Source organism: Streptomyces sp. NPDC043812 (assembly GCF_056436245.1).
In genome coordinates, this window is the sequence record NZ_JBWKCY010000013.1 from 109,276 (window position 1) to 130,137 (window position 20,862).

Below are 20,862 nucleotides of genomic sequence, written 5' to 3' on the forward strand. Positions count from 1 at the left end.
GTCAGCCCCGCTCCCGCTTCAGCCGGTGCCGCTCCTTCTCCGACAGCCCGCCCCACACACCGAATCGCTCGTCGTGCGTCAGCGCATACTCCAGGCACGCCACCCTCCCCTCGCACGCCCCGCACAGTTGCTTGGCCTCGCGGGTGGACGAGCCGGGGGCCGGAAAGAAGAATTCCGGGCCCGCCTGGGCGCACAGCGCGGTCTCCTGCCAGGAGAGTTCTGCTTCGGTCATGGTGTTGATCGGCATGGGCATCACGTTGCCGCGCGCCGATAAACGACCGGTCAACGAAGCATCAACGGCCCCGGCGACGGCTCACGGCAGCGAGTCTCCTCCCCCTCCCTCGGCGAGCTCGCAGGGTTCCGCGACGTCGGCGCGTCGCGCGCCCGCGTCGCCACACAAGTGCGTTGCGCCCTCGTCGCGCGCTCGGGCAGGATTCGCGGCATGACAACGAGAAAGGTCCGTGCCGCGTAGGCCCCCGCTGCCCCCGGCCCATGCGCCGCCGGGTCCCGTGCGCCGTCACCGGAGCCGTCCGTACGCCCTGCCGAGGAGCATCATGGAAACAACGTCCCTGCGTCCCTACGCCCGCCTGCCCCGCGCCCATGCGCAGCGGGAGGTTCTCCACAGCACCGTCGACGTCTTCGGGCGTGCCCATTGGCTGATCGCCGAGGGGGATCGCCCGCCCTCGTACGACGCGCTGGTCGTCACGGTCGACGACGGGCAGGTCCAGGAGACGCATCTGTCGACCGTGTCCGCGCGCTTCCCGCTGCTCGACGCGCTTCCGGACGGCGGGTTCGTCGTCGCGGACGCCCGTCGTCGCGGCACCCAGGACCATGTCCAGGTGTTCGACGCGCTGGGCCGGCCGTCGTGGAGCTTCGCCGTCGGTGACGGGATCGAGCATCTGCTCGCCGACGAGTCGGGTGATCTGTGGGTCGGCTACTTCGACGAGGGCGTGTTCGGCGACGATCCGCTGAGCCACCCAGGCCTGCGGCGTTGGTCGTCGACCGGTGAGGCGCTGTGGGAGCTGAAGCCCGCCTCGGACGTCGAGCGCATCGCGGACTGCTACGCCCTGAACGTGCACGCGGGAACGGCCTGGGCGTATCCGTACACCGAGTGGCCGTTGCTGCAGATCCGCGAGGGCCGGCCGGTGACCGTGCGGTCGACGCCGGTCGCCGGGGCCAATGCCCTCGCGGTGCACGGCGGCGGTGCCGCCCTCTTCGGCGGGTACAGGGGCGAGGCCGACCGTCTCGTCCTGTGCACGCTCACCGGCACCGCCGCCGAGTCCTACGCGGTCACCACGCTCGTCCGTTCCGACGGCTCGCCCCTGGGGCGACGCCGGGTCATCGGGCGCGGCCCGCGGATCTACGTCCAGGCCGAGCCGTGCACCGCCTGGGAGGTGTGGGACCTGAGCGCGGCGACCTCCTAGCGCCCGGACAGGGCCCAGGGCCTCTCGTTCGGATCTTGCCGGGCTCGCGTGCCCTGGTACGCCCGCTCGCTGCGCCGGCCTGATCCAAACGAAAGACCCTAGTGCGCGTGGCCGCTCCCGGAGGCGGAGGAGGCTGAAGACGCCGGATGGTGCGGTTCGTGACCCGGGATCGTGCCGTCCGGCTTGGCGACCAGGAATAGTCCGGCCATTCCCATGTCCGAGTGGCTCTGCACATGGCAGTGGTACATCCACGCCCCCGCGCCCACATGTTCACCCGCGATGATCTGGAAGCCGAAGGAGTCCGCGGGGCCGGTGATCTTGTTGTCGATGACGCGGCTGACGTCCTCGGGGCCCGCGAGCAGTCCCGTGCGGTTGTCGGCCCAGCGATGACCGTGCATATGGAACGTGTGGTAGTACTCGCCGTGCGTGATCATGATGATCTCGACGCGGTCGCCCACCGTGGCTTGGAAGTTCGGCGGATCCGCGGCCGGCCGGTTGTTGATCGTCATGTCGTTGAAGACGATGGTGAACTGCTTGTCCGGGAGGATGTCGCCCTTCCTCCTCACCACTAGGGGCCCGTAGAGCCCCTTGCGGATCCCGCCCGTGCCGTGGTCGGTGCCCACGACATGGTCGTGGTAGTGCCAGTAACCCGCGCTGCCCGGCCGCCAGGTGCCGTCGGCGCGCTTGCCCGGGGTGTGGGTGCGCCAGGTGTAGGTGCGGGTGGCGCCCGGTTCGACCTGGCTCTTGCTCATTCTCGTACCGTCGTTGGCGATGTCGTAGTCGACGCCATGGGTGTGGAGGCTGACGGGCACGTCCATCAGGTTCTCGAACTCGATGTGGAGCGTGTCGCCCTCGTTCAGTTCGATCAGCGGGCCGGGGATGGTCGCCTTGCCCTTTTCGAGTCCGTATCCCATCTGACCGTCCGCCAGTTTCTCGGCATAGAGCTTGAGATGGCGTACCAGCCCGCCTGCCGGGGCAGTCTTGGGTGGTGTTGTGGCGGCAGGGGCTGCGGTGGAGGACGAAGCGAGGGACAACGATGTCATTCCCGTGGCCGCGACCGCTCCGCCCGCGAGCAGGCGCCTGTTGAAGCTCCGTCTGTCCATGGCGAACTCTCCAGTCCTCTACGGAGATTGACGGGGGCTGCTGACCCCGGGGACGGCCACACGGTAGCCGGACCGCACCCGTTTATCCACACTCAGGACAAAGTTCGTTCTGTTGCGGCCATACCTATTGGCGAACCGTCAAAAGAGGTCTAGCTTCACGGCTGTTGTTGTGACCAAAGAGGGGTGGGTGACCACATGCAGCGCGCACCACATCACCGGTCGAGGTCCCGAAGAAGCGTCGTGGCGGCCGCACTTGGTGCCGGCGCCCTGACCGTCTCTTTACTGGGCGGGAACGCCGCTTCGGCCGGGACGTACCCGGAACCACCGTCGACAACGTTGTCCCTTCCTTCGCCGCCCGGCGGTGCGAATGTGAAGGTGCTCGTTTTCCACGGGTCGGCCACGCAGGAATCACCGACCGTCGACGCGGGTATCGCGGCGATCGAGAACATCGGGCTGACCGGTCCCGCCGCCGGCCGGTACAAGACCGAGGCCACCGACGACCCCGCCGTGTTCACCAACGAGAAGCGGCTCGGCCGGTTCAACGCGATCGTGTTCCTGACCGGTGGCGGTGACGTCCTCGACCCGGCGCAGGAGGCCGGCCTCGAGTCGTATCTGGAGGCGGGCGGCGGTTTCGTCGGCATCCACGACGCGGCACGCACGGAACCGTACTCCGACTGGTTCACCGGGCTGATCGGCGCCCGGCCCGCCGGGGCGGCGAGCAGCACGCAGCGCGCGGTCGTCGAGGGGGGGGATCGCCGGCACCCGGCCACCCAGGCCCTTCCGCTGCAATGGAAGCGGCCCGACAAGTGGTTCAACTGGGCGCAGAACCCGTCCGGCACGGTGCACACCGTCGCCCGGGTCAAGGAGAGTTCGTACACTCCCGCCGAGAAGCCCAACGGCTGGGACCACCCGATCTCCTGGTGCCGTGACTACGACGGCGGCCGGTCCTTCTACACCGGGATGGGCGGTACGGTCGACAGCTTCGCGGAGACCGACTTCCGCGACCATCTGCGCGGCGCCCTCGCCTGGACGACCCGGCTCTCGCCGGCCGACTGCAAGGCGACGATCAACTCCAACTACACCGCCGAGCGGGTCACCGCGCCCAACAAGCCCGGACAGAACGATCAGATCGGCGAGCCGCACGGCGTGGTCGTCGCCCCCGACGGGCGGGTGCTCTACATCGGCCGCGGCGGCGCCGACTCGTCCCAGCCGGTGATCACGGACTGGAACAACCCCGACATGGGCAAGGGCCAGGGCGAGATCCATGTCTACGACCCGAAGACGAAGGCGGTCACCAAGGCGGGTGCGCTGACGGTCTTCGGCAACAAGGGTGGCGGCGACGAGCTGATCAAGGTCGAGGAGGGGCTGCTCGGTATCGAGCTGGACCCGGACTTCATGACCAACGGATGGGTGTATCTGCACTACACACCGCACTCCGAGATCAACCGTGACACTCACATGGCCGAGCGCCGTGTATCCCGCTTTACCCTCGACCTCGCCTCCAACAAGCTGGATCTCTCCAGCGAGAAGGTGCTGTTGCACTGGCCGGTGCAGATCCACAGCTGCTGCCACGCCGGCGGCGGGATGGCCTGGGACTCCAAGGGCAATCTCTACATCGCCACCGGGGACAACAACTCCTCCGGGTTCAGCAGCGGTTACTCCGGCAACAACCCGGAGCCGAATTTCAAGGGCGTCTCCTTCGCCGACGCGCGCCGCACCGCGGGCAACACCAACAACCTCAACGGCAAGATCCTGCGGATCCACCCGGAGGACGACGGCACGTACACCCTCCCCGAGGGCAATCTGTTCACGGGCGAGGAGACGGCCGAGGGCGGCGGCAAGACGCGTCGCGAGATCTATGTGATGGGCGTGCGCAATCCGGCACGTATCTTCGTCGACAAGTCGACGGACATCCTCTACGCCGGCTGGGTCGGCCCCGACGCGGGCGCCCCGTCGACGACGTGGGGTCCCGCCAAGTACGACACCTTCGCCGCGATCACCAAGCCGGGCAACCACGGATGGCCGTTCTGCATGGGCAACAAACAGCCCTACCGCGACCGGAATCTGCCGGACCCGAGCAAGCCGCTCGGCTGGTACAACTGCGACGCGCCGAAGAACGAGTCGCCGAACAACGACGGTCTGGTGAACCTCCCGCCGATCACCGCCAACACCATCTGGTACTCGCCGCAGGGCGGAGGTGTGGACTACCCGCGGGACGCGAACGGCATCCCGAGCTACAAGCAGGAGGAGCAGAGGGTGCTCCTGCCGTGGCTCAAGGGCGGCGGCCAGGCGACCATGAACGGCCCGGTCTACCGTTTCGACGCGGCGAGCGATTCGACGGTCAAGTGGCCCTCGTACTGGGACGGCAAGTGGTTCGTCGGTGACTTCTACGACGGTGAACAGCCCCGTCACGCGGTGCTGACCGACCCGAAGACCGTGGGCCGGGGCGGGATCCCGGTGCACGCCGAGTCCCTGAAGAAGATCATCCCGGTGGGGTCGGGCGGTATCCGCAACCTCATGGACTGGAAGTTCGCTCCCGACGGTTCGCTCTACGTCCTGGACTACGGCCGCGGGTTCTTCACCTCGGACGTCAACTCCGCGCTGTGGCACGTGACCTACAAGGGCGGCGGGGCGACCCCTGCCGCGGACCAACTGGCGAGGAGGGCGGCGCAGTGAGTCCCCGACACAGAACGGCGAGCTTGTGGACGGCACTGCTGGCCGCGGTGGCCATGATCGTGGGGCTGACATCGGCCGCCGCGTACGGGAAGACCGATGCCGACCAGGACGCGGCGGCCGCGCAGGTGCTGACCTGGACGGCCGGTGATCCCATCGACCGCTATCTGTCCTTTCCCACCACCGCGGTGGCGGGCGCGACGACGATCGTCTTCGAGAACAGCACGGCCACCGGCAACACGACCGGGATGCCGCACACGCTGACGTTCGACGTCTCCGATCCCGAGTACAACAACGACGTACCGCTCAACATCCTTGCCAACCCGAACGACTCCACGGGAGGCAAGCACACCGTCGAGGTCACCCTGACCCCGGGCCGGTACCTGTTCAAGTGCACGATCCCCGGGCACGGTCAGATGCAGGGAATCCTCAACGTCACCGAGGGCGGCGGCGAGGACACCACCGCACCCGCGACGACGGTGAGGGTCGACGGCGACAAGAACGCCGACGGGGCCTACATCGGCCAGGCGGCGGTCACCGTGGGCGCGACCGACGACGGTTCGGGCGTGGACAGGATCGAGTACGCGGTGGGGGCCGACGGCCCCTGGCAGCCGTACACCGCACCGGTGGTCGTCAACGAGGTGGGTACGCACAAGATCCGGTACCGGGCGAGTGACAAGGCGGGCAACGTGGCGGCCGAGAAGTCCGCGGACTTCGCCGTCGTCGCCCCGCCGACCGACGACACGACCGCGCCGGAGACCTCGGCGACGGTGAGCGGCGAGAAGGACGACCAGGGCCGGTACCTGGGCATGGCCACGGTCACCGTGACCGCGTCCGACGCCGGTTCGGGCGTCAACACCATCGAGTACGCGATCGGTGCCGACGGTGCCTGGCAGCCGTACACCGCACCGGTGATGGTGCACGAGGTGGGCACGCACAAGGTCCGATTCAAGGCGACCGACAAGGCGGGCAACGCGGCCGCCGAGAAGGCCGTGGACTTCACGGTCGTGGCGCCGCCCACCGAGGACAAGACCGTGCCGGAGACCTCGGCGACGGTGAGCGGGGAGAAGAACTCCGACGGTGCGTACATCACGAGCGCCAAGGTGACTCTTTCGGCCACCGACGAGGGCTCGGGGGTCGAGGGGATCGAGTACTCCCTCGACAGCGGCCCGTATCTCGCGTACACCGCCCCCGTGATCGTCGACCGCGTCGGCCACCACACGGTGCTGTACCGGGCGACGGACAAGGCGGGCAACACCTCGGAGGCGAGGAGCGTCGCCTTCTCGATCGCGGCGGGCGGCGGCGTCCCCGCGCCCAACTGCCCTGAGCTGGACGAGCGGTTGACGGTGATCGTCGGCGCGGTGGACACGGGCATCCCCAACCGGATGACCAACCGCCGTTGCACGATCAACGAGCTGATCGAGGACGAGAAGGACTGGTCCTCGCACGCCCTGTTCCTCAAGCACGTCGACAAGGTGATCGACCAGCTGCTCGCCGACGGGGTCATCGACCAGCGCGAGCACCGGAAGATCTACCGGGCGGCCAAGCAGTCCGGCATCGGCAAGCCGGGCCAGACCACGGGCTACCGCGACCTGTTCGACGGTACCCAGGAGTCGTTCTCCAAGTGGCAGCACGTCGGGGGCGGTTCGTTCGGTCTCAACGCCGACGGATCGATGACCAGCGGCACCACCAAGGGCGGTCTCGGCATGCTGTGGTTCCCGCAGCGGCAGTACGGGGACTTCTCCCTGAAACTGCAGTGGCGTGACGACGCGCCGGGCACGGGCAACGCCAACAGCGGCGTGTTCGTCCGCTTCCCCCACGTCCACGACAACCCGGAGGAGTCCCGGCCCGAGTGGGTCGCCATCAAGTACGGCCACGAGGTCCAGGTGCTGGACCGGCCCGACGGCGACATGTACAAGACGGGCTCTGTCTACGGCTTCGACCGGGTCGGGCTCGCGGGTGCCGGAGTCACCCCGAAGGGCACCTGGAACGACTACGAGATCCGGGTGGAGGGCCAGCACTACTCGGTCTTCCGCAACGGCAAGCTGATCAACGAGTTCGACAACGACGGCGGTCAGGTCTTCGAACCGCCGCGGTCCGACGACCCGGGCACCGACGGCCGGCGGTACGCCTCCGGCTATGTCGGTCTCCAGGTCCACGGGACGACGGATGTGGTCTCGTACCGCAACATCAGGGTCAAGGAGCTGTAGCCCTGTCCCCGGAGTGACGCCCCGGAGCAGCCGGAGCCCCGCCGTCGACGACGGCGGGGCTCCCGCACGCCACGCACGGACGGCCGTCTCGCGGACGTGCTGAGCGCCGGCGGCCGACCGTGCCCTGGCAGGAGGTCAGGCAGGTCCTTCGGGGGGCGCCTCGTCCTTGGCCCTCTTCGCCCGGCTGGGCTGCACCCTCTTCGGTTCGCCCGGCATCTTCGGGTACTCCGGCGGGTACGGCAGATCGCCCAGGCCGTGGTCCGCCTCGTCCTTGCGCGCGAGTTCGAGCAGGCTCTCCAGGCTGAAGCGGTGGTCGTCCATGTCGGCGTGGACGTCGCCGACCTCGGCGTAGCGCGTGGGCATGGTCTTGATGTCGAAGTCGTCGGGCCGCGCGTCGTCGATCTCCTCCCAGCGCAGCGGGGCGGAGACGGGGGCGTGCGGGCGGGGGCGCACGGAGTAGGCGGAGGCGATGGTGCGGTCGCGTGCGGTCTGGTTGTAGTCGACGAAGATGCGCTCGCCGCGCTCCTCCTTCCACCATTTGATCGTCACCCGGTCCGGCATCCGCCGCTCCAGCTGCCGTCCGCAGGCGATCGCGGCTCGGCGGACCTGAGTGAAGGTCCAGTGGGGCTCGATGGGGACGAAGACGTGCAGTCCGCGGCCGCCGGAGGTCTTGGGCCAGCCGCGCAGGCCGGCCTCGTCGAGCACGGCGCGCAGTTCGTGGGCGGCGTGGACGGCGTCGGCGTAGTCGGTGCCGGGCTGCGGGTCGAGGTCGATGCGCAGCTCGTCCGGGTGGTCGGTGTCCTCGCGGCGGACGGGCCACGGGTGGAAGGTGACGGCACCCAGATTGGCGGCCCAGATCACGGCGGCGGGCTCGACCGGGCACATCTCGTCGGCGGAGCGGCCGGAGGGGAAGGTGATGTGTGCGGTGGGGATCCAGTCCGGGAGGTACTTGGGGACGCGCTTTTGGAAGAAGGACTCGCCGGTCACTCCGTCGGGGTAGCGCTCCAGGGTGGTGGGACGGTTCCGCAGGGCGCGGGTGATGCCGTCGCCGACGGCGAGGTAGTAGCGGACCATGTCCAGCTTGGTGTAGCCGTGCTCGGGGAAGTACACCTTGTCGGGATTGGACACGCGAACGGTCCGTTCCCCCACTTCGAGTTCCACCGCTCCGGCCATGCCCGCCAGCGTAGGCCGTGCCGACATTGCCTGCATGCCGGAGAATCGGCCCATGGATCTGCCCGTGATGCCGCCCGTGAAGCCGATGCTGGCCAAGTCCGTGAAGAAGATCCCACCGGGTATGCAGTACGAGGCCAAGTGGGACGGCTTCCGGGCGATCGTCCACCGGGACGGCGCCGAGCTGGTGATCGGCTCTCGTACGGGCAAGCCGCTCACCCGCTACTTCCCCGAGCTGGTCGACGAGCTACTGGCCAATCTGCCCGAACGCTGCGTGGTGGACGGCGAGATCGTCATCGCGCACGAGGGGCGGTTGGACTTCGACCGGCTCACCGAACGCATCCACCCGGCCGACTCCAGGGTGCGGATGCTCGCCGAGCGCACCCCGTCGAGCTTCGTCGCGTTCGATGTCCTCGCGCTCGGCGACGAGTCCCTGTTGGAGACCCCGCTGGAGCGGCGGCGGGCGCTGCTGGCCGATGCGCTGTCCGGGGCGCGGCCGCCGGTCCATCTGGCGCCGTCGACGACGGACACCGCTCTCGCCCAGGAGTGGTTCGAGCAGTACGAGGGCGCGGGGCTCGACGGAATCGTCGCCAAGCCGCTGGATCTGCCGTACCGGCCGGACGCACGGCTGATGTACAAGATCAAGCACGAGCGGACCGCGGACGTGGTGGTCGCCGGGTACCGCTTCCACAAGAGCGGTCCGATCGTCGGTTCGCTGCTCCTCGGGCTGTACGACGACTCGGGGGCTCTGCAGCACGTGGGTGTGTGTGCCGCGTTCTCCATGAAGAAGCGGGAGGAGCTGGTGGAGGAGCTGGCGCCGTTGCGGATGGGGGACGTGGCGGAGCACCCGTGGGCGCGATGGGCCGAGGAGGCCGCGCACGAGGGTGCACGGCTGCCCGGTGCGCCGAGCCGGTGGTCGGGCAAGAAGGACCTGTCCTGGGTGGCGCTGCGGCCCGAACGGGTGGTGGAGGTGGCGTACGACCACATGGAGGGCGACCGCTTCCGGCACACGGCGCAGTTCCGCAGATGGCGTCCGGACCGGGAGCCCGCCGGCTGTACCTACGAGCAGCTGGAGGAGCCGGTGCGTTACGACCTCGACGAGGTGCTGTCACCCTCCGGTGGGTGAGCAGGGATCCTCTCCGGGCGCGGGCGGTTCCTCGTCCGCGGCGGGCTCGGACGGCGAGCCGGACGGGGAGGGGTCCGGAGCGGGCGTGGGACAGGGGGTGTCGGACGGGCTGGGATCGGGGCTCGGGTCAGGGCTCGGTACCGGCGGGTCGGAGGGGTCGGGGCTGGGCCCTGGGGTGTCGGAGGGATCCGGTGACGGGCCGGTGGACGGGGTCGGTACGGGCCGTTCGGGGGTCGAAGGCCGGGGCCGGGGCGGCGGGGAGGACTCGCCGCCGGGGGTGGGGCCGATGATGATGTCGCCGCCGCCCTGCTGGTCGCCGTCGCCGACGGGCGTCGTCGCGGGTGTCCGGCCGCCGGCGCCCGGACTGACCGGCAGGGTGCCGCTGCCGTCCGCCACCGGGTACGCGCCCTTGCGGTAGAAGTCGAACCAGGCGAGGACGGTCAGCCGATAGGCCTCGGAGTGGTTGTAGCTGAGGACGGCGCGGTCGAGGTCGGCGCCCACCGTCAGGTTCCGGTCGCCGGCGCACAGGTAGCGGCCGGCCGCGAGCGCCGCGTCGTGGATGTTGTGGGGGTCCCTCCGGCCGTCGCCGTTGCCGTCCTGGCCCCAGTTCACCCACGTGGACGGGATGAACTGCATGGGCCCGACGGCCCGGTCCCAGCGCCGGTCGCCGTCGTAGGCGCCCTTGTCGGTGTCGGGGATACTCGCGAACCCGATGCCGTCGAGGACGGGGCCGAGGATGGGGGTGAGCGTGGTTCCGCGCGCGTCGACGCGTCCGCCGCGGGCCTGGCCGGACTCCACCTTGCCGATGGCGGCGAGCAGTTGCCAGGGCAGGCGGCAGGAGGGGTCTCTTGTCCTGAAGTGAGCACTCCCGGGCGGGAGCGGGCCGGGCGGCCGGTTTGCGCCCGCCTCTCGGCCGCGCATATGTCACCACGTCCCAACTCCTGTGCAGGCGCGGCGGTCTGGTCTATGTTCAGCACCCAACGAACTCGCACGCCTGTCGGTCCGTGGGAGCGCTTCCCCCACAGCCTCATCCCCACCGGACATCACCGGAGACCCGGACAACGGGTGCAGAGGGGAGCACGCACATGCCGAGAACGACCCGGCCGTCCGACGCGGGAGAGCCGCTCGCGCCGCTGCCGCAGGAGTTCGCCGCGATCATCAGACCCGAACTGCCCAGTCTCATCAAGGAGATCGGGATCGAGGTCACCCGCGCCTATCCGGAGTACGCGCGACTGCTGAGCGGTCCGTACGGCCGGGCCATCCAGGTCGGTGTCGAGCAGAACATCTCCGTCTTCGTCGACCAGGTCGCCTCTCCCTCCGCCCCGTCGCCGCTGCGGGACGAGATGCTGCGCCGCTTCGGCCGGTTCGAGGCGTACGAGGGCCGCAGCCTGGAGTCCCTCCAGGGCGCGTACCGTCTCGGTGCGCGCGTGGCCCTGCGCCGCGCCAAGCGGGTGGGCCGGCGCTACAACCTCTCCCCGACCCTGATGCTGAGCTTCGCCGACGCGCTCTTCGCCTACGTCGACGAGCTCGAAGCCCTCACCAGGGAGGGGTACCTGGAGGTACAGGCCAAGACCGTGGAGCAGGACGAGGCCCTGCGGCGAAGGCTGCTGCAGCTGCTGCTGGCCGGTCCTCCCGTGCCGCGCACCGCGATCGCCGAGCTGTCCGAGCAGAGCGGCTGGCCGCTGCCCGAACAGGTCACCCTTGTCGCCCTGCGCCCGTCACCGGAATTGACCGGAATGGACCTCGACAACGATGTCCTGGCCGAACTCGGCGGGCCTCAGCCGCACTTACTGGTCCCGGGTCCGCTCACCGACGGCCGAAGACGCCGGCTGGAGCACTCGTTGACCGGAATCCGGGCCTCCGTAGGAATGACCGTACCGACCGCCTGCGCGGCGGACTCCCTCCGCTGGGCGCGCCGCCTCTTCGACTTCATCGACGCGGGCGTCGTCGACGACGCCTCCCTCGTCCTCTGTGCGGACCACATGCTCACCCTGTGGCTGCTCGCGGACCCCGCGCTGCTCGACCAGCTCGCCGAGCGGGAACTCGCCCCTCTCACCGGGCTCACCCCCACCCGCCGCAGCCGGCTCATCGAGACCCTGCGGATCTGGCTGGACACCCGTGGCACGGCCGCCCGGATGGGTGAGCTGCTGGACGTGCACCCGCAGACGGTCCGCTACCGGCTGCGCAGTCTCGAGGCCATCTTCGGGGAACAGCTCGTCCAGCCGGAGAGCCGGTTCGCCACCGAGGGTGTGCTGCGGGCCCTTGATTTGAGGGACCGCGCACACACCGACGGCTCCGGAGTCTGAGATCTGCCCCGAAGCCCCACCCCCGAAGCCGCCCCCTCACGCGTACAGCGCGTCGATCTCCTTCGCGTACGCGGCCGCCACCGCATGGCGTTTGATCTTCAGTGACGGCGTGAGCAGACCGTTGTCCTCGGTGAACTCGCCGGCCACGATCCGGAACCTGCGGATGGACTCGGCCCGGGAGACCGCGGCGTTGGCGTGGTCCACCGCCCGCTGGACGTCCGCGACGAGCGCCGGGTCCTCGCAGAGGTCGGCGAGCGGTGTGTCCTTCGGCCGCTTGCGCACCGCGAGCCAGTGCTCCACGGCCTCGGGCTCCAGGGTCACCAGGGCGGCGACGTAGGGCCGGTTGTCGCCGACGACGATGCACTGGCCGACCGGCGGGCGGCTGCGCAGCCGGTCCTCGAGGACGGCGGGCGAGACGTTCTTGCCGCCGGAGGTGACGAGGATGTCCTTCTTGCGGCCGGTGATCGTCAGATAGCCGTCGTCGTCCAGCGCCCCGAGGTCTCCGGTGGCGAACCAGCCGTCCGAGAGCGCCTCGCCGGTGGCTGCCGCGTTGTTCCAGTACGACCCGAACACGATGCCGCCCTTGATCAGCACCTCGCCGTCGTCGGCGATACGGATCGCGGTGCCGGGCACGGGCCGGCCGACCGTCCCCGGGCGCGGGGTGAGCGGCGGGATGATCGTGGCGGCGGCGGTCGTCTCGGTGAGCCCGTACCCCTCGTAGATCACGATGCCCGCCGCGCAGAAGAACAGGTTGAGGTCCCGGTCGAGCGGCGAGCCGCCGCTGATCGCATAGCGCAGCCGGCCACCGAGCTCCTTGCGGATGCGCCGGTAGACGAGCAGGTCGTACAGGCCCCAGGCCACTGTGAGCCCGACGCCCGGACCCTTGCCGGTGCCGAGGAACTTGGCGAGATACGCCTCGGCGAACCGTACGCCGATGCGGTGCGCACGCTCGAAGGAGGCGCCGCGGCCGATCTTCTCCGCCGTCGCCCGCCCGGTGTCGTGGATCTTCTCGAAGAGATAGGGGACGCCGACGACGAACGTGGGCCGGAAGCCCTGGAGCTCGGGGCGGAGTTCGTCGGGCTTGATCCCGGGGCAGTGGCCGAGCTCGATGCGTGCCATCAGGCAGGCCATCTGGATCGTCCGGCCCAGGATGTGGGCGAGCGGCAGGAACAGCAGCGTGGACGCCGTCAGTCCGGTGACCGCCCGGAAGACGGGGTGAAGCAGCTCCACCGTGTTCGCCGCCTCGGCGTGCAGATTGCCGTGGGTCAGGACGCAGCCCTTGGGTTTGCCCGTGGTGCCGGATGTGTAGCAGAGGGTGGCGATGGTGTCGGGGGTGATCGCGGCCCGCCGCTTGGTGATCTCCTCGTCGGGCACCTCGCGGCCGAGTGTGGCGAGTGTCTCCATCGCGCCGCCGTCGACGGTCCAGGTACGGGGCGGTTCGTCGAGTCCTCGTACGGCCTCGGCGACGGTCGCGGCATGGTCGTCGTTCTCGGCCACGAGGTGGCGGGCGCCGCTGTCCTGCAGGATCCAGGAGAGCTGCTCGGCGGAGGAGGTGGCGTAGACAGGGACGCTCTGGCCGCCCGCGGCCCAGATCGCGAAGTCGAGGACGGTCCACTCGTAGCGGGTGCGGCACATCACAGCCACCCGACTGCCCGGCTCCACTCCCGCGGCGATCAACCCCTTTGCCGTTTCGGTGACTTGGGCGGCGAAGTCCGCGGCGGTGACGGGATGCCAGTGACCGTCGTCACTCTTGCGCCGCAGGACCACCGATGAGGGTGCTTCTCCGGCGTTCGCGTAAGGTATGTCGGCGGTGCTGCCGGAGACGGACGGCCGGACGAGAGGCGCGGAACGTGCTTCTCGCACCACGCCGTCCTCCCTGACCAGTTCGACCGGGACGCGATCGGCGAGATCGCTGTGCTTTTTCGCCCTCTTCAGATCCTTGTGTACGCCCATGGTCGGCTCCTGTTCGCGGTTCGCGGGCGGGGAGTTGACGGGACCTCGGCACTTACTCGGGGGTCAAATTACTCTCGCGTAATCAGAACGCAACGGTGCGATCAACAACCGTTGCCACACAGAGACACCCCGGCCATGGAACCCGGAAACCGCTCCGGTACTCATGAAGGGGTGGGGGCCGACCGACCGACGGCTCCCGAACGGAAAAGCAGACAAGGATTTCGACGTGACGGCCTCCAACCTCGTCCCGGTACCGATCCCCGACCGCGTCGCGGCGATGATCGGCTCCTGCATGCCGGTCCACATCCTGCAGGCGGAGATCGACGCCGAGTGCGCGGCACGCGAGGTGGCGCGTTTCCGCGGCCCGCTGTGCGCCGACGACCGGGCCGACCGCGAGCATGCACTCTCCGTACTGGCACGGGCGAACAAGGTGCTCGCCGCCTGGGACCCGAGGCTGACGGTCAGGCCGGCCCGCGCACACTGAGGGCCCTGCCCCGCCGGAACGCCGACCGCTTCACCGAAGGAGAGGCCGCCCCCCTTGCCGGGGGGCGGCCTCTCCTTTACTTTACTCCGAAGTAAGTTTACTCCGGAGTAAGGACGCGGCGTGGCGGACAACATCGGCAACGAGCTCGGCGGGCTCGACTTCTCCACCGTCTCCCCCGAGGAATTCGCGAAGATCGTCAAGGGCCTGACCGGCAAGGAGATCGCCGAGATCATGCAGGGCGAGCTGAGGCAGCGTGTGCTGCGCGAGGTGTTCGGCCGCATGAAGCAGCAGTTCCGCTCCGAGAGCGCCGGATCACTGGAGGCCCTGATCCGCTGGGAGATCACCGGCGAGAGCGAAGAGGTCTTCGAGACCGCGATCGCCGACGGCACCTGTGCGGTCACCGAGGGGCGCTCCGAGCGGGAGCCACGCACTACGCTCGTGATGGGCGATGCGGAGTTCCTCAAGCTGGTCTCCGGCAACGCCAATCCCGTGACCATGTTCATGATGCGCAAGCTCAAGGTCTCCGGAGACGTCGCCCTGGCCGCCGGTCTGACCCGCTACTTCGACATCCCGAAGGCCTGATCACCATGCCCTTCTCCCTGCACCTGACCGAGGAGCAGCGTGATCTGCGCGAGTGGGTCCACGGCTTCGCCGCCGATGTCGTGCGGCCCGCGGCGTCCGAGTGGGACGAACGCGAGGAGACCCCCTGGCCCGTGATCCAGGAGGCCGCGAAGATCGGCCTGTACGGATTCGAATCGCTCGCCGACATGTACGGCGACCCGACCGGGCTCTCCCTCCAGATCGCCAACGAGGAGCTGTTCTGGGGTGACGCCGGGATCGGTATGGCGCTCTTCGGGACTTCGCTCGCCGTCGCCGGCATCTTCGCCTCCGGCACCCCCGACCAGCTCGCCGAATGGGTCCCCCAGTGCTTCGGCGACGAGCAGGACCCCAAGCTCGCGGCATTCTGTGTCTCCGAGCCGCAGGCCGGTTCGGACATCTCCGGGTTGCGCACCCGCGCCCGTTACGACGAGGCCAAGGACGAATGGGTGCTGAACGGCCAGAAGGCCTGGATCACCAACGGAGGCATTGCGAACGTCCACGTCGTCGTCGCCTCGGTCGACGCCGGACTCGGTACCCGCGGCCAGGCCGCCTTCATCGTGCCGCCGGGCACCCGCGGCCTGGACGGCTCCAAGAAGATCAAGAAGCTGGGCCTGCGCGCCTCGCACACCGCCGAGGTGTTCCTCGACGACGTCCGCGTGCCCGGCAGTTGTCTGCTCGGCGGCAAGGAGAAGCTCGACGCCCGGCTCGCACGCGCCCGCGAGGGCACCAGGGCCAAGGGCCAGGCCGCCATGGCCACCTTCGAGGTCAGCCGCCCGACGGTCGGAGCGCAGGCGCTCGGCATCGCACGGGCCGCCTACGAGTACGCCCTGGAGTACGCCGGCGAGCGCGAGGCCTTCGGACGGCCGATCATCGAGAACCAGTCGATCGCGTTCACGCTCGCCGATCTGCGCACCGAGATCGAGGCCGTACGCCTGCTGATCTGGCAGGCCGCCTGGATGGCGCGCAGCGATGTGCCCTTCGACGCCGGGCAGGGCTCGATGGCCAAGCTGCGGGCGGGCGAACTGGCGGTGAGCGCCACCGAGAAGGCGATCCAGGTCCTCGGCGGCGCGGGCTACAGCCGCGAGCATCCGGTGGAGCGGATGTACCGGGACAGCAAGATCTACACGATCTTCGAGGGCACCAGCGAGATCCAGCGGCTGGTGATCGCACGGGCCATCTCGGGCCGTCACATCCGCTGAGGTCAGGGCGTCCCGGCGCCCCGGAATGCGCGCCGGTAGGCGTGGGGGCTGGTACCGACCTGGCGTCTGAAGCGGTCACGGAACGCGGTCGGCGAGCCGAAGCCGACCTGTTCCGCGATCCGGTCCACCGGGTGCGCGGTGGTCTCCAGCAGATACTGCGCCTGCCTGATGCGCGCCCGGTGCAACCACTGCACCGGGGTCGTCGCCGTCTGTTCGCGGAAGCGGCGGTTGAGGGTACGGGTGCTCATGCCCGCCTGCGCCGCGATCCGGTCCACGGTGAGCTCACGGCGTACGTTCTCCTCCAGCCAGCGCAGCAGCGGCTCCAGGGTGGCGCCGCCGGGGCTCGGCGGACGGTCGTGGACGATGAACTGGGCCTGGCCGCCCTCCCGTTCCAGGGGCATCACCGAGAGCCGGGCGGCATCCGCCGCGACGGCGGAACCGTGGTCGCACCGGATCATGTGCAGACACAGGTCGAGCCCGGCGGCTGCTCCCGCCGACGTCAGGAACTGGCCGTTGTCGACGTAGAGCACGTCGGGGTCGACCTCCACGTCCGGGTGGAGCTCGGCCAGCGCCGCAGCCGCCGCCCAGTGGGTGGTCGCCCGTCCACCGTCCAGCAGCCCCGTGGCGGCCAGCACGAAGGCGCCCACGCAGATCGACGCGATCCGGGTACCTCGCGCCGCCGCGGACCGCAGGGCGTCGAGCACCTCGGGCGGCACCGGCATCGTGGGGTCCGCGCAGCCGGGCAGGATGATCGTGTCCGCGTCGGCGAGCGCATCCAGCCCCCAGGGGGCGCGCAAGGCGAAAGCACCCGCGTCGACCTCCTCCACCGGGGCGCAGACACGGATCCGGTATGCGGCCCGCCCGTCGGGCAGCCGGGTGCGGGCGAAGACCTCCAGCGGTGTCGAGAGGTCGAAGGCGATGACGCCGTCCAGGGCGAGTACGGCCACGGTGTGCATGGCAGTACCGTAGGCGGCTCCCGGTTTCCGGCCAAGCGCCGTCCACCTCGCTGTTCTCCCACCGGAGCCGGGCAGGGACGGGTGGCAGAAATCCTGTGGAACGTGGCATTCACGCCACTGTTCCGGCGCCGGCCCACTCCCTAGCGTCGGGTGCAGCCGTCCCGGCCGGGGCGGCTCCCCTCCGGAGCAAGGACCGACCGACGCATGCTCATCCAGATCGTTCTCTTCGACGGCTTCGACCCCCTCGACGTCGTCGCCCCCTGTGAAGTGCTGGCCGCGGGTTCGGCGGCTGCCGGTGGCGGCCCTGTCGTCGAACTGGTCTCGGCCGAGGGCCCCCGGGAGGTGCCGGCCGGTGTCGGCATGCTGTCGCTGCGCGCGACCGGCAGCCTCGAGCCGGGGCGCGCCGATGTCGTCGTGGTGCCGGGCGCCTCGGGACGGATCGCGGACGACGGAGGCGACGACACCGTTCCCGCGATCCTCGGCCGGGCGCTGGAGACCCCGCTCCCCGCCCTGCTGGCACAGGCCGTGGCGCGGCCGGACCTGACCGTGGCCACCGTCTGCGGGGGCTCGATGCTCCTCGCCGCCGCGGGGCTGATCCGGGGCCGTACGGCGACCACCCACCCCCTGGGTCTGGACGCGCTGGCCGCCGCGAACGTCCACGCGGTCGACGCCCGGGTCGTCGACGACGGCGACCTGGTCAGCGGCGGGGGTGTGACCTCGGGGCCGGATCTCGGTCTGTATCTGCTGGAGCGCGAGTTCGGACCGCGGGTCGCCCTCGCCGTCGAGCGGCTGCTCGTCCATGAGCGGCGCGGCACGGTGCACCGGGCCGTCGGCACCGAGGCGGAGGGCGTGGCGGCGTGACCGAGTTCCTGCTGATCGTGCACGTACTGGCGGCGATCGTCGCGGTGGGCCCGGTGACCGTGGCCGCGAGCGCCTTTCCCACCGCCGCGCGCCGCGTCGCCGCTGAGCCGGACAGCGAACAGGCGCTGGGCGTGGTGCGGAACCTGCACCGCATCTGCCGTGTGTACGCGACCGTGGGCGTCGTCGTCCCTGTCTTCGGGTTCGCGACGGCGAGCAGCCTCGGCGTCCTCGGGGACGTCTGGCTGATCGTGTCGATCGTGCTGACGGCGCTTGCCGCGGCGGTGCTGGCCGGACTGGTGCTGCCGGGCCAGAACGCGGTGCTCGCCGACCCCGGTGCGGCCGTCCTGCCCCGTCTGGCCATGTACACCGGCGTGTTCAATCTGCTGTGGGCGACGGTGACGGTGCTGATGATCTTGCGCCCGGGGTCGACGACGGGCGTCTGAGTCCCGGCCGCCTACTCGATGAACGTGCCGTCCACGTAGACCCATGCGCCGTGCTCGCGGGCGAAGTTGCTGCGTTCGTGCAGTTCGCCGCGCTTGCCGTGGTGCCGGAAGCGGGCGCGGAAGGTGACCGTGCCCTGGGGATGGAACGCGCTGCCGTCCGTGGTGTCGGTGATCTCCAGGCTCGACCACTGCATGCCCTCGTCCAGTTCGAGGTTCCGTGGCCTTGTCGACGCATGCCAGGTGCGCAGCAGATACGCCGCGTCGTGGACGGCGAAGGCGCTGTAGCGGGAGCGCATCAGCAGTTCCGCGGTGGGGGGCTGCTCCTCTCCGCGGTGGAAGCGGCCGCAGCATTCGCCGTAGGCGGCGGGAAGGCCGCAGGGACAGGGCGATTCGGCGGTCGGGGCGGGGGGTGCGGTGCGCGCTGGGCGCTTGATGCGTCGTGCCATGACTCCATTTTCCAGCCAATGCGCGAATGGGCCCACGCGTGGCTTCCGAGTCGTGAGTGTTCTCCGTAAGCTCCTGCGCCGCAGGCGACAGTTACCGCCGGGTAAGGGGGATCGGATGGACCGTTCGGGCACCTCACGACGTACGTCAGGGCGCACCTCACGACGCACTTTCATGGCAGGGGCCGCCGCGGTCGGCGGCACCGCGGCGCTCGGGGCGGTCGCCACCGCCGGCACCGCGCAGGCGGCGGCCGCGCCCTCCGTCGCCGTGCTCGGCGGCGGAGTCGCCGGACTGACCGCCGCCCACGAGCTGGCCGAGCGCGGCTTCCGTGTCACCGTCTACGAGCGCCGTGCGCTCGGTGGCAAGGCGCGCAGCATGGATGTGCCCGGCAGCGCCCGGGGCGGCCGGAAACCATTACCCGCCGAGCACGGCTTCCGCTTCATCCCCGGGATCTACCACAACCTCCCCGACACCATGCGGCGCATTCCCTTTCCCGGGAACGCCAACGGGGTCTGGGACAACCTCGTCGCACCGCCCGAGATGTCCTTCGCCCGTACCGGCCGCGAGGATCTGCGCCTGCCCCTCCCCTGGCCCGGGCACCGGCCGGCGGACCTCACCCCGGACGACATCCGCCGCGCGCTGACCGCACTGCTCGACACCGCCCTCGGCATCCCCCTCCACGAGACGGCGTACTTCGTCAATCGCTTCCTGGTCTTCCTCACCAGCTGCGACGAGCGCCGCAACGAGGACTGGGAACGCACCGCCTGGTGGGACTTCATCCGGGCCGGCCGCATGAGCCACGACTATCAGCGCATCCTCGCCGTGGGCGTCACCCGCAACATCGTGGCCACCAAGGCCGAGGTGGCCAGCACCCGCACGGTGGCCGGCCTGCTGGAGGCGTTCGTCTTCAACGGCCTGGGCCGCGGCGCCGACGGGCCGCTCGACCGGATCCTCGACGCGCCCACCAACGAGGCGTGGATCGACCCCTGGGTCCGGCATCTGACATCCCTGGGCGTCGAGTTCAGGGTCGGCTGGACCGTACGGGAGGTGGCGTACGGCGGCGGACGCGTGACGGCCGCGGTGATCGAGGACCCGCAGGGAGCCCGGCAGTCGGTGACCGCCGACCACTACGTCTCGGCGATGCCCGTGGAGCATGCCCGGCGCACCTGGGGCCCCGCGCTGCGGGCCGCCGATCCGCAGCTCGCACGGTGCGACAAGCTGCAGACCGACTGGATGACCGGCATCCAGTTCTATCTGACGGAGAGTGCTCCGCTGCTGCACGGCCATCTCAACTGCATCGACTCACCGTGGTCCCTGACAGCCATTCAGCAAGCAGGGCACTGGCCGGAAAGGGACTTCCCCGCCGACTACGGTGACGGATCGGTCGTGGACTGCGTCTCCGTGGACATCTCCGAATGGGACCGGCCGGGGATGCTGTACGGGAAGACTGCCAAGCAGTGCACCAGGCCCGAGGTCGCCAAGGAGGTGTGGGCCCAGCTGAAGGCCGCGCTCAACGACACGGGGAAGACCGTGCTCAAGGACAGTGCGCTGCACTCCTGGTTCCTGGACCCCGGCGTCGACGGCATCGGCACCCCGCACCCCGTCAACGACGACGAGCTCCTCATCCATCCCGTCGGGACCTTCCACAACCGGCCCACCGCCGCCACCGCCGTCCCCAACTTCTTCCTCGCCGGCGACTACGTGTCCGTCGACATCGACCTCGCGACCATGGAGGGCGCCAACGCCTCGGCCCGGGCGGCGGTCAACGCGCTGCTGGACCGCGCGGGTTCGTCGGCAGCACGGTGCACGGTCACGCCGCTGTTCCGGGCCCCCGAGATCGAGGCGTTCAAGCGGCACGACCGCGCGCGACACCGCTGGGGGCTGCCGAACGCCTTCGATCTCGGGTAGCG

17 protein-coding genes and 1 pseudogene are annotated in these 20,862 nt (G+C 70.0%); 11 read left to right on the forward strand and 7 right to left on the reverse strand.

The window, feature by feature from the left end; translation table 11 throughout:
- Position 1: 1 nt before the first annotated feature.
- Complete coding sequence (locus tag AC067Z_RS20410; RefSeq protein ID WP_478790958.1) at positions 2-247, reverse strand: WhiB family transcriptional regulator; 246 nt, start codon at positions 245-247, stop codon at positions 2-4.
- Between the two features lie 307 nt (positions 248-554).
- On the opposite strand from AC067Z_RS20410, the gene AC067Z_RS20415 reads away from it, so the two are divergent.
- Positions 555-1,424: a hypothetical protein gene (locus AC067Z_RS20415; RefSeq protein ID WP_478790959.1), complete on the forward strand. Its 870-nt coding sequence runs from the start codon at positions 555-557 to the stop codon at positions 1,422-1,424.
- A gap of 98 nt (positions 1,425-1,522) precedes the next feature.
- Here the strand turns inward: AC067Z_RS20415 and AC067Z_RS20420 are convergent, their stop codons facing one another.
- Positions 1,523-2,527, reverse strand: a complete 1,005-nt coding sequence (locus AC067Z_RS20420; RefSeq protein WP_478790960.1) for a multicopper oxidase domain-containing protein — start codon at positions 2,525-2,527, stop codon at positions 1,523-1,525.
- 195 nt (positions 2,528-2,722) lie between these two features.
- Here AC067Z_RS20420 and AC067Z_RS20425 point away from each other — a divergent pair, with 195 nt between their 5' ends.
- Together AC067Z_RS20425 and AC067Z_RS20430 are read left to right on the forward strand one after the other, a co-directional pair.
- Positions 2,723-5,203 carry a ThuA domain-containing protein gene (locus AC067Z_RS20425; protein ID WP_478790961.1) on the forward strand — a complete coding sequence of 827 codons (2,481 nt, stop codon included), beginning with the start codon at positions 2,723-2,725 and terminating at the stop codon, positions 5,201-5,203.
- 53 nt (positions 5,204-5,256) lie between these two features.
- Positions 5,257-7,410, forward strand: a complete 2,154-nt coding sequence (locus AC067Z_RS20430) for an OmpL47-type beta-barrel domain-containing protein (RefSeq protein ID WP_478791064.1) — start codon at positions 5,257-5,259, stop codon at positions 7,408-7,410.
- A 135-nt stretch (positions 7,411-7,545) separates the two neighbouring features.
- Here the strand turns inward: AC067Z_RS20430 and ligD are convergent, their stop codons facing one another.
- A complete protein-coding gene (gene ligD, locus AC067Z_RS20435; protein WP_478790962.1) occupies positions 7,546-8,583 on the reverse strand; it encodes a non-homologous end-joining DNA ligase in 1,038 nt (345 codons plus the stop codon).
- Positions 8,584-8,635: 52 nt separating this feature from the next.
- Here ligD and AC067Z_RS20440 point away from each other — a divergent pair, with 52 nt between their 5' ends.
- Entirely contained in the window at positions 8,636-9,706 is a 1,071-nt protein-coding gene (locus tag AC067Z_RS20440; protein ID WP_478790963.1) for an ATP-dependent DNA ligase, read from the forward strand.
- Here the strand turns inward: AC067Z_RS20440 and AC067Z_RS20445 are convergent.
- Positions 9,689-10,552: pseudogene (locus AC067Z_RS20445) on the reverse strand (lytic transglycosylase domain-containing protein); the annotation flags it as partial. The gene AC067Z_RS20440 and the pseudogene AC067Z_RS20445 sit on opposite strands and share 18 nt — an antisense overlap.
- A 239-nt stretch (positions 10,553-10,791) precedes the next feature.
- Here AC067Z_RS20445 and AC067Z_RS20450 point away from each other — a divergent pair.
- A complete protein-coding gene (locus AC067Z_RS20450; protein WP_478790964.1) occupies positions 10,792-12,012 on the forward strand; it encodes a PucR-like N-terminal domain-containing protein in 1,221 nt (406 codons plus the stop codon).
- A gap of 36 nt (positions 12,013-12,048) precedes the next feature.
- Here AC067Z_RS20450 and AC067Z_RS20455 read toward each other — a convergent pair whose 3' ends face one another.
- A complete protein-coding gene (locus AC067Z_RS20455) occupies positions 12,049-13,965 on the reverse strand; it encodes an AMP-dependent synthetase/ligase (protein WP_478790965.1) in 1,917 nt (638 codons plus the stop codon).
- Between the two features lie 226 nt (positions 13,966-14,191).
- Here AC067Z_RS20455 and AC067Z_RS20460 point away from each other — a divergent pair, with 226 nt between their 5' ends.
- The 3 genes from AC067Z_RS20460 to AC067Z_RS20470 all read left to right on the forward strand — a co-directional run bounded on the left by AC067Z_RS20460 (position 14,192) and on the right by AC067Z_RS20470 (position 16,248).
- Positions 14,192-14,449: a hypothetical protein gene (locus tag AC067Z_RS20460; RefSeq protein ID WP_478790966.1), complete on the forward strand. Its 258-nt coding sequence runs from the start codon at positions 14,192-14,194 to the stop codon at positions 14,447-14,449.
- Positions 14,450-14,569: 120 nt separating this feature from the next.
- Positions 14,570-15,031: an SCP2 sterol-binding domain-containing protein gene (locus AC067Z_RS20465; protein WP_478790967.1), complete on the forward strand. Its 462-nt coding sequence runs from the start codon at positions 14,570-14,572 to the stop codon at positions 15,029-15,031.
- 5 nt (positions 15,032-15,036) lie between these two features.
- Positions 15,037-16,248 carry an acyl-CoA dehydrogenase family protein gene (locus AC067Z_RS20470; protein WP_478790968.1) on the forward strand — a complete coding sequence of 404 codons (1,212 nt, stop codon included), beginning with the start codon at positions 15,037-15,039 and terminating at the stop codon, positions 16,246-16,248.
- A 2-nt stretch (positions 16,249-16,250) separates the two neighbouring features.
- Here the strand turns inward: AC067Z_RS20470 and AC067Z_RS20475 are convergent, their stop codons facing one another.
- The gene (locus tag AC067Z_RS20475; protein WP_478790969.1) at positions 16,251-17,204 is read right to left on the reverse strand and encodes a GlxA family transcriptional regulator; all 954 of its coding nucleotides are present in this window, start codon (positions 17,202-17,204) and stop codon (positions 16,251-16,253) included.
- 204 nt (positions 17,205-17,408) lie between these two features.
- Here AC067Z_RS20475 and AC067Z_RS20480 point away from each other — a divergent pair, with 204 nt between their 5' ends.
- Positions 17,409-18,065, forward strand: a complete 657-nt coding sequence (locus tag AC067Z_RS20480) for a DJ-1/PfpI family protein (RefSeq protein WP_478790970.1) — start codon at positions 17,409-17,411, stop codon at positions 18,063-18,065.
- Positions 18,062-18,508, forward strand: coding sequence for a hypothetical protein (locus tag AC067Z_RS20485; RefSeq protein ID WP_478790971.1), 447 nt, complete (start codon positions 18,062-18,064; stop codon positions 18,506-18,508). Before AC067Z_RS20480 ends, AC067Z_RS20485 begins: the two co-directional genes overlap by 4 nt.
- Before the next feature lie 11 nt (positions 18,509-18,519).
- On the opposite strand, the gene AC067Z_RS20490 is transcribed toward AC067Z_RS20485, so the two are convergent.
- Positions 18,520-18,954 (reverse strand): YchJ family protein, encoded by a 435-nt coding sequence (locus tag AC067Z_RS20490; protein WP_478790972.1) that lies wholly within the window; start codon positions 18,952-18,954, stop codon positions 18,520-18,522.
- Between the two features lie 172 nt (positions 18,955-19,126).
- Between AC067Z_RS20490 and AC067Z_RS20495 the strand changes: the two genes are divergently transcribed.
- Positions 19,127-20,860: a hydroxysqualene dehydroxylase gene (locus tag AC067Z_RS20495; RefSeq protein WP_478790973.1), complete on the forward strand. Its 1,734-nt coding sequence runs from the start codon at positions 19,127-19,129 to the stop codon at positions 20,858-20,860.
- Positions 20,861-20,862: the final 2 nt, after the last annotated feature.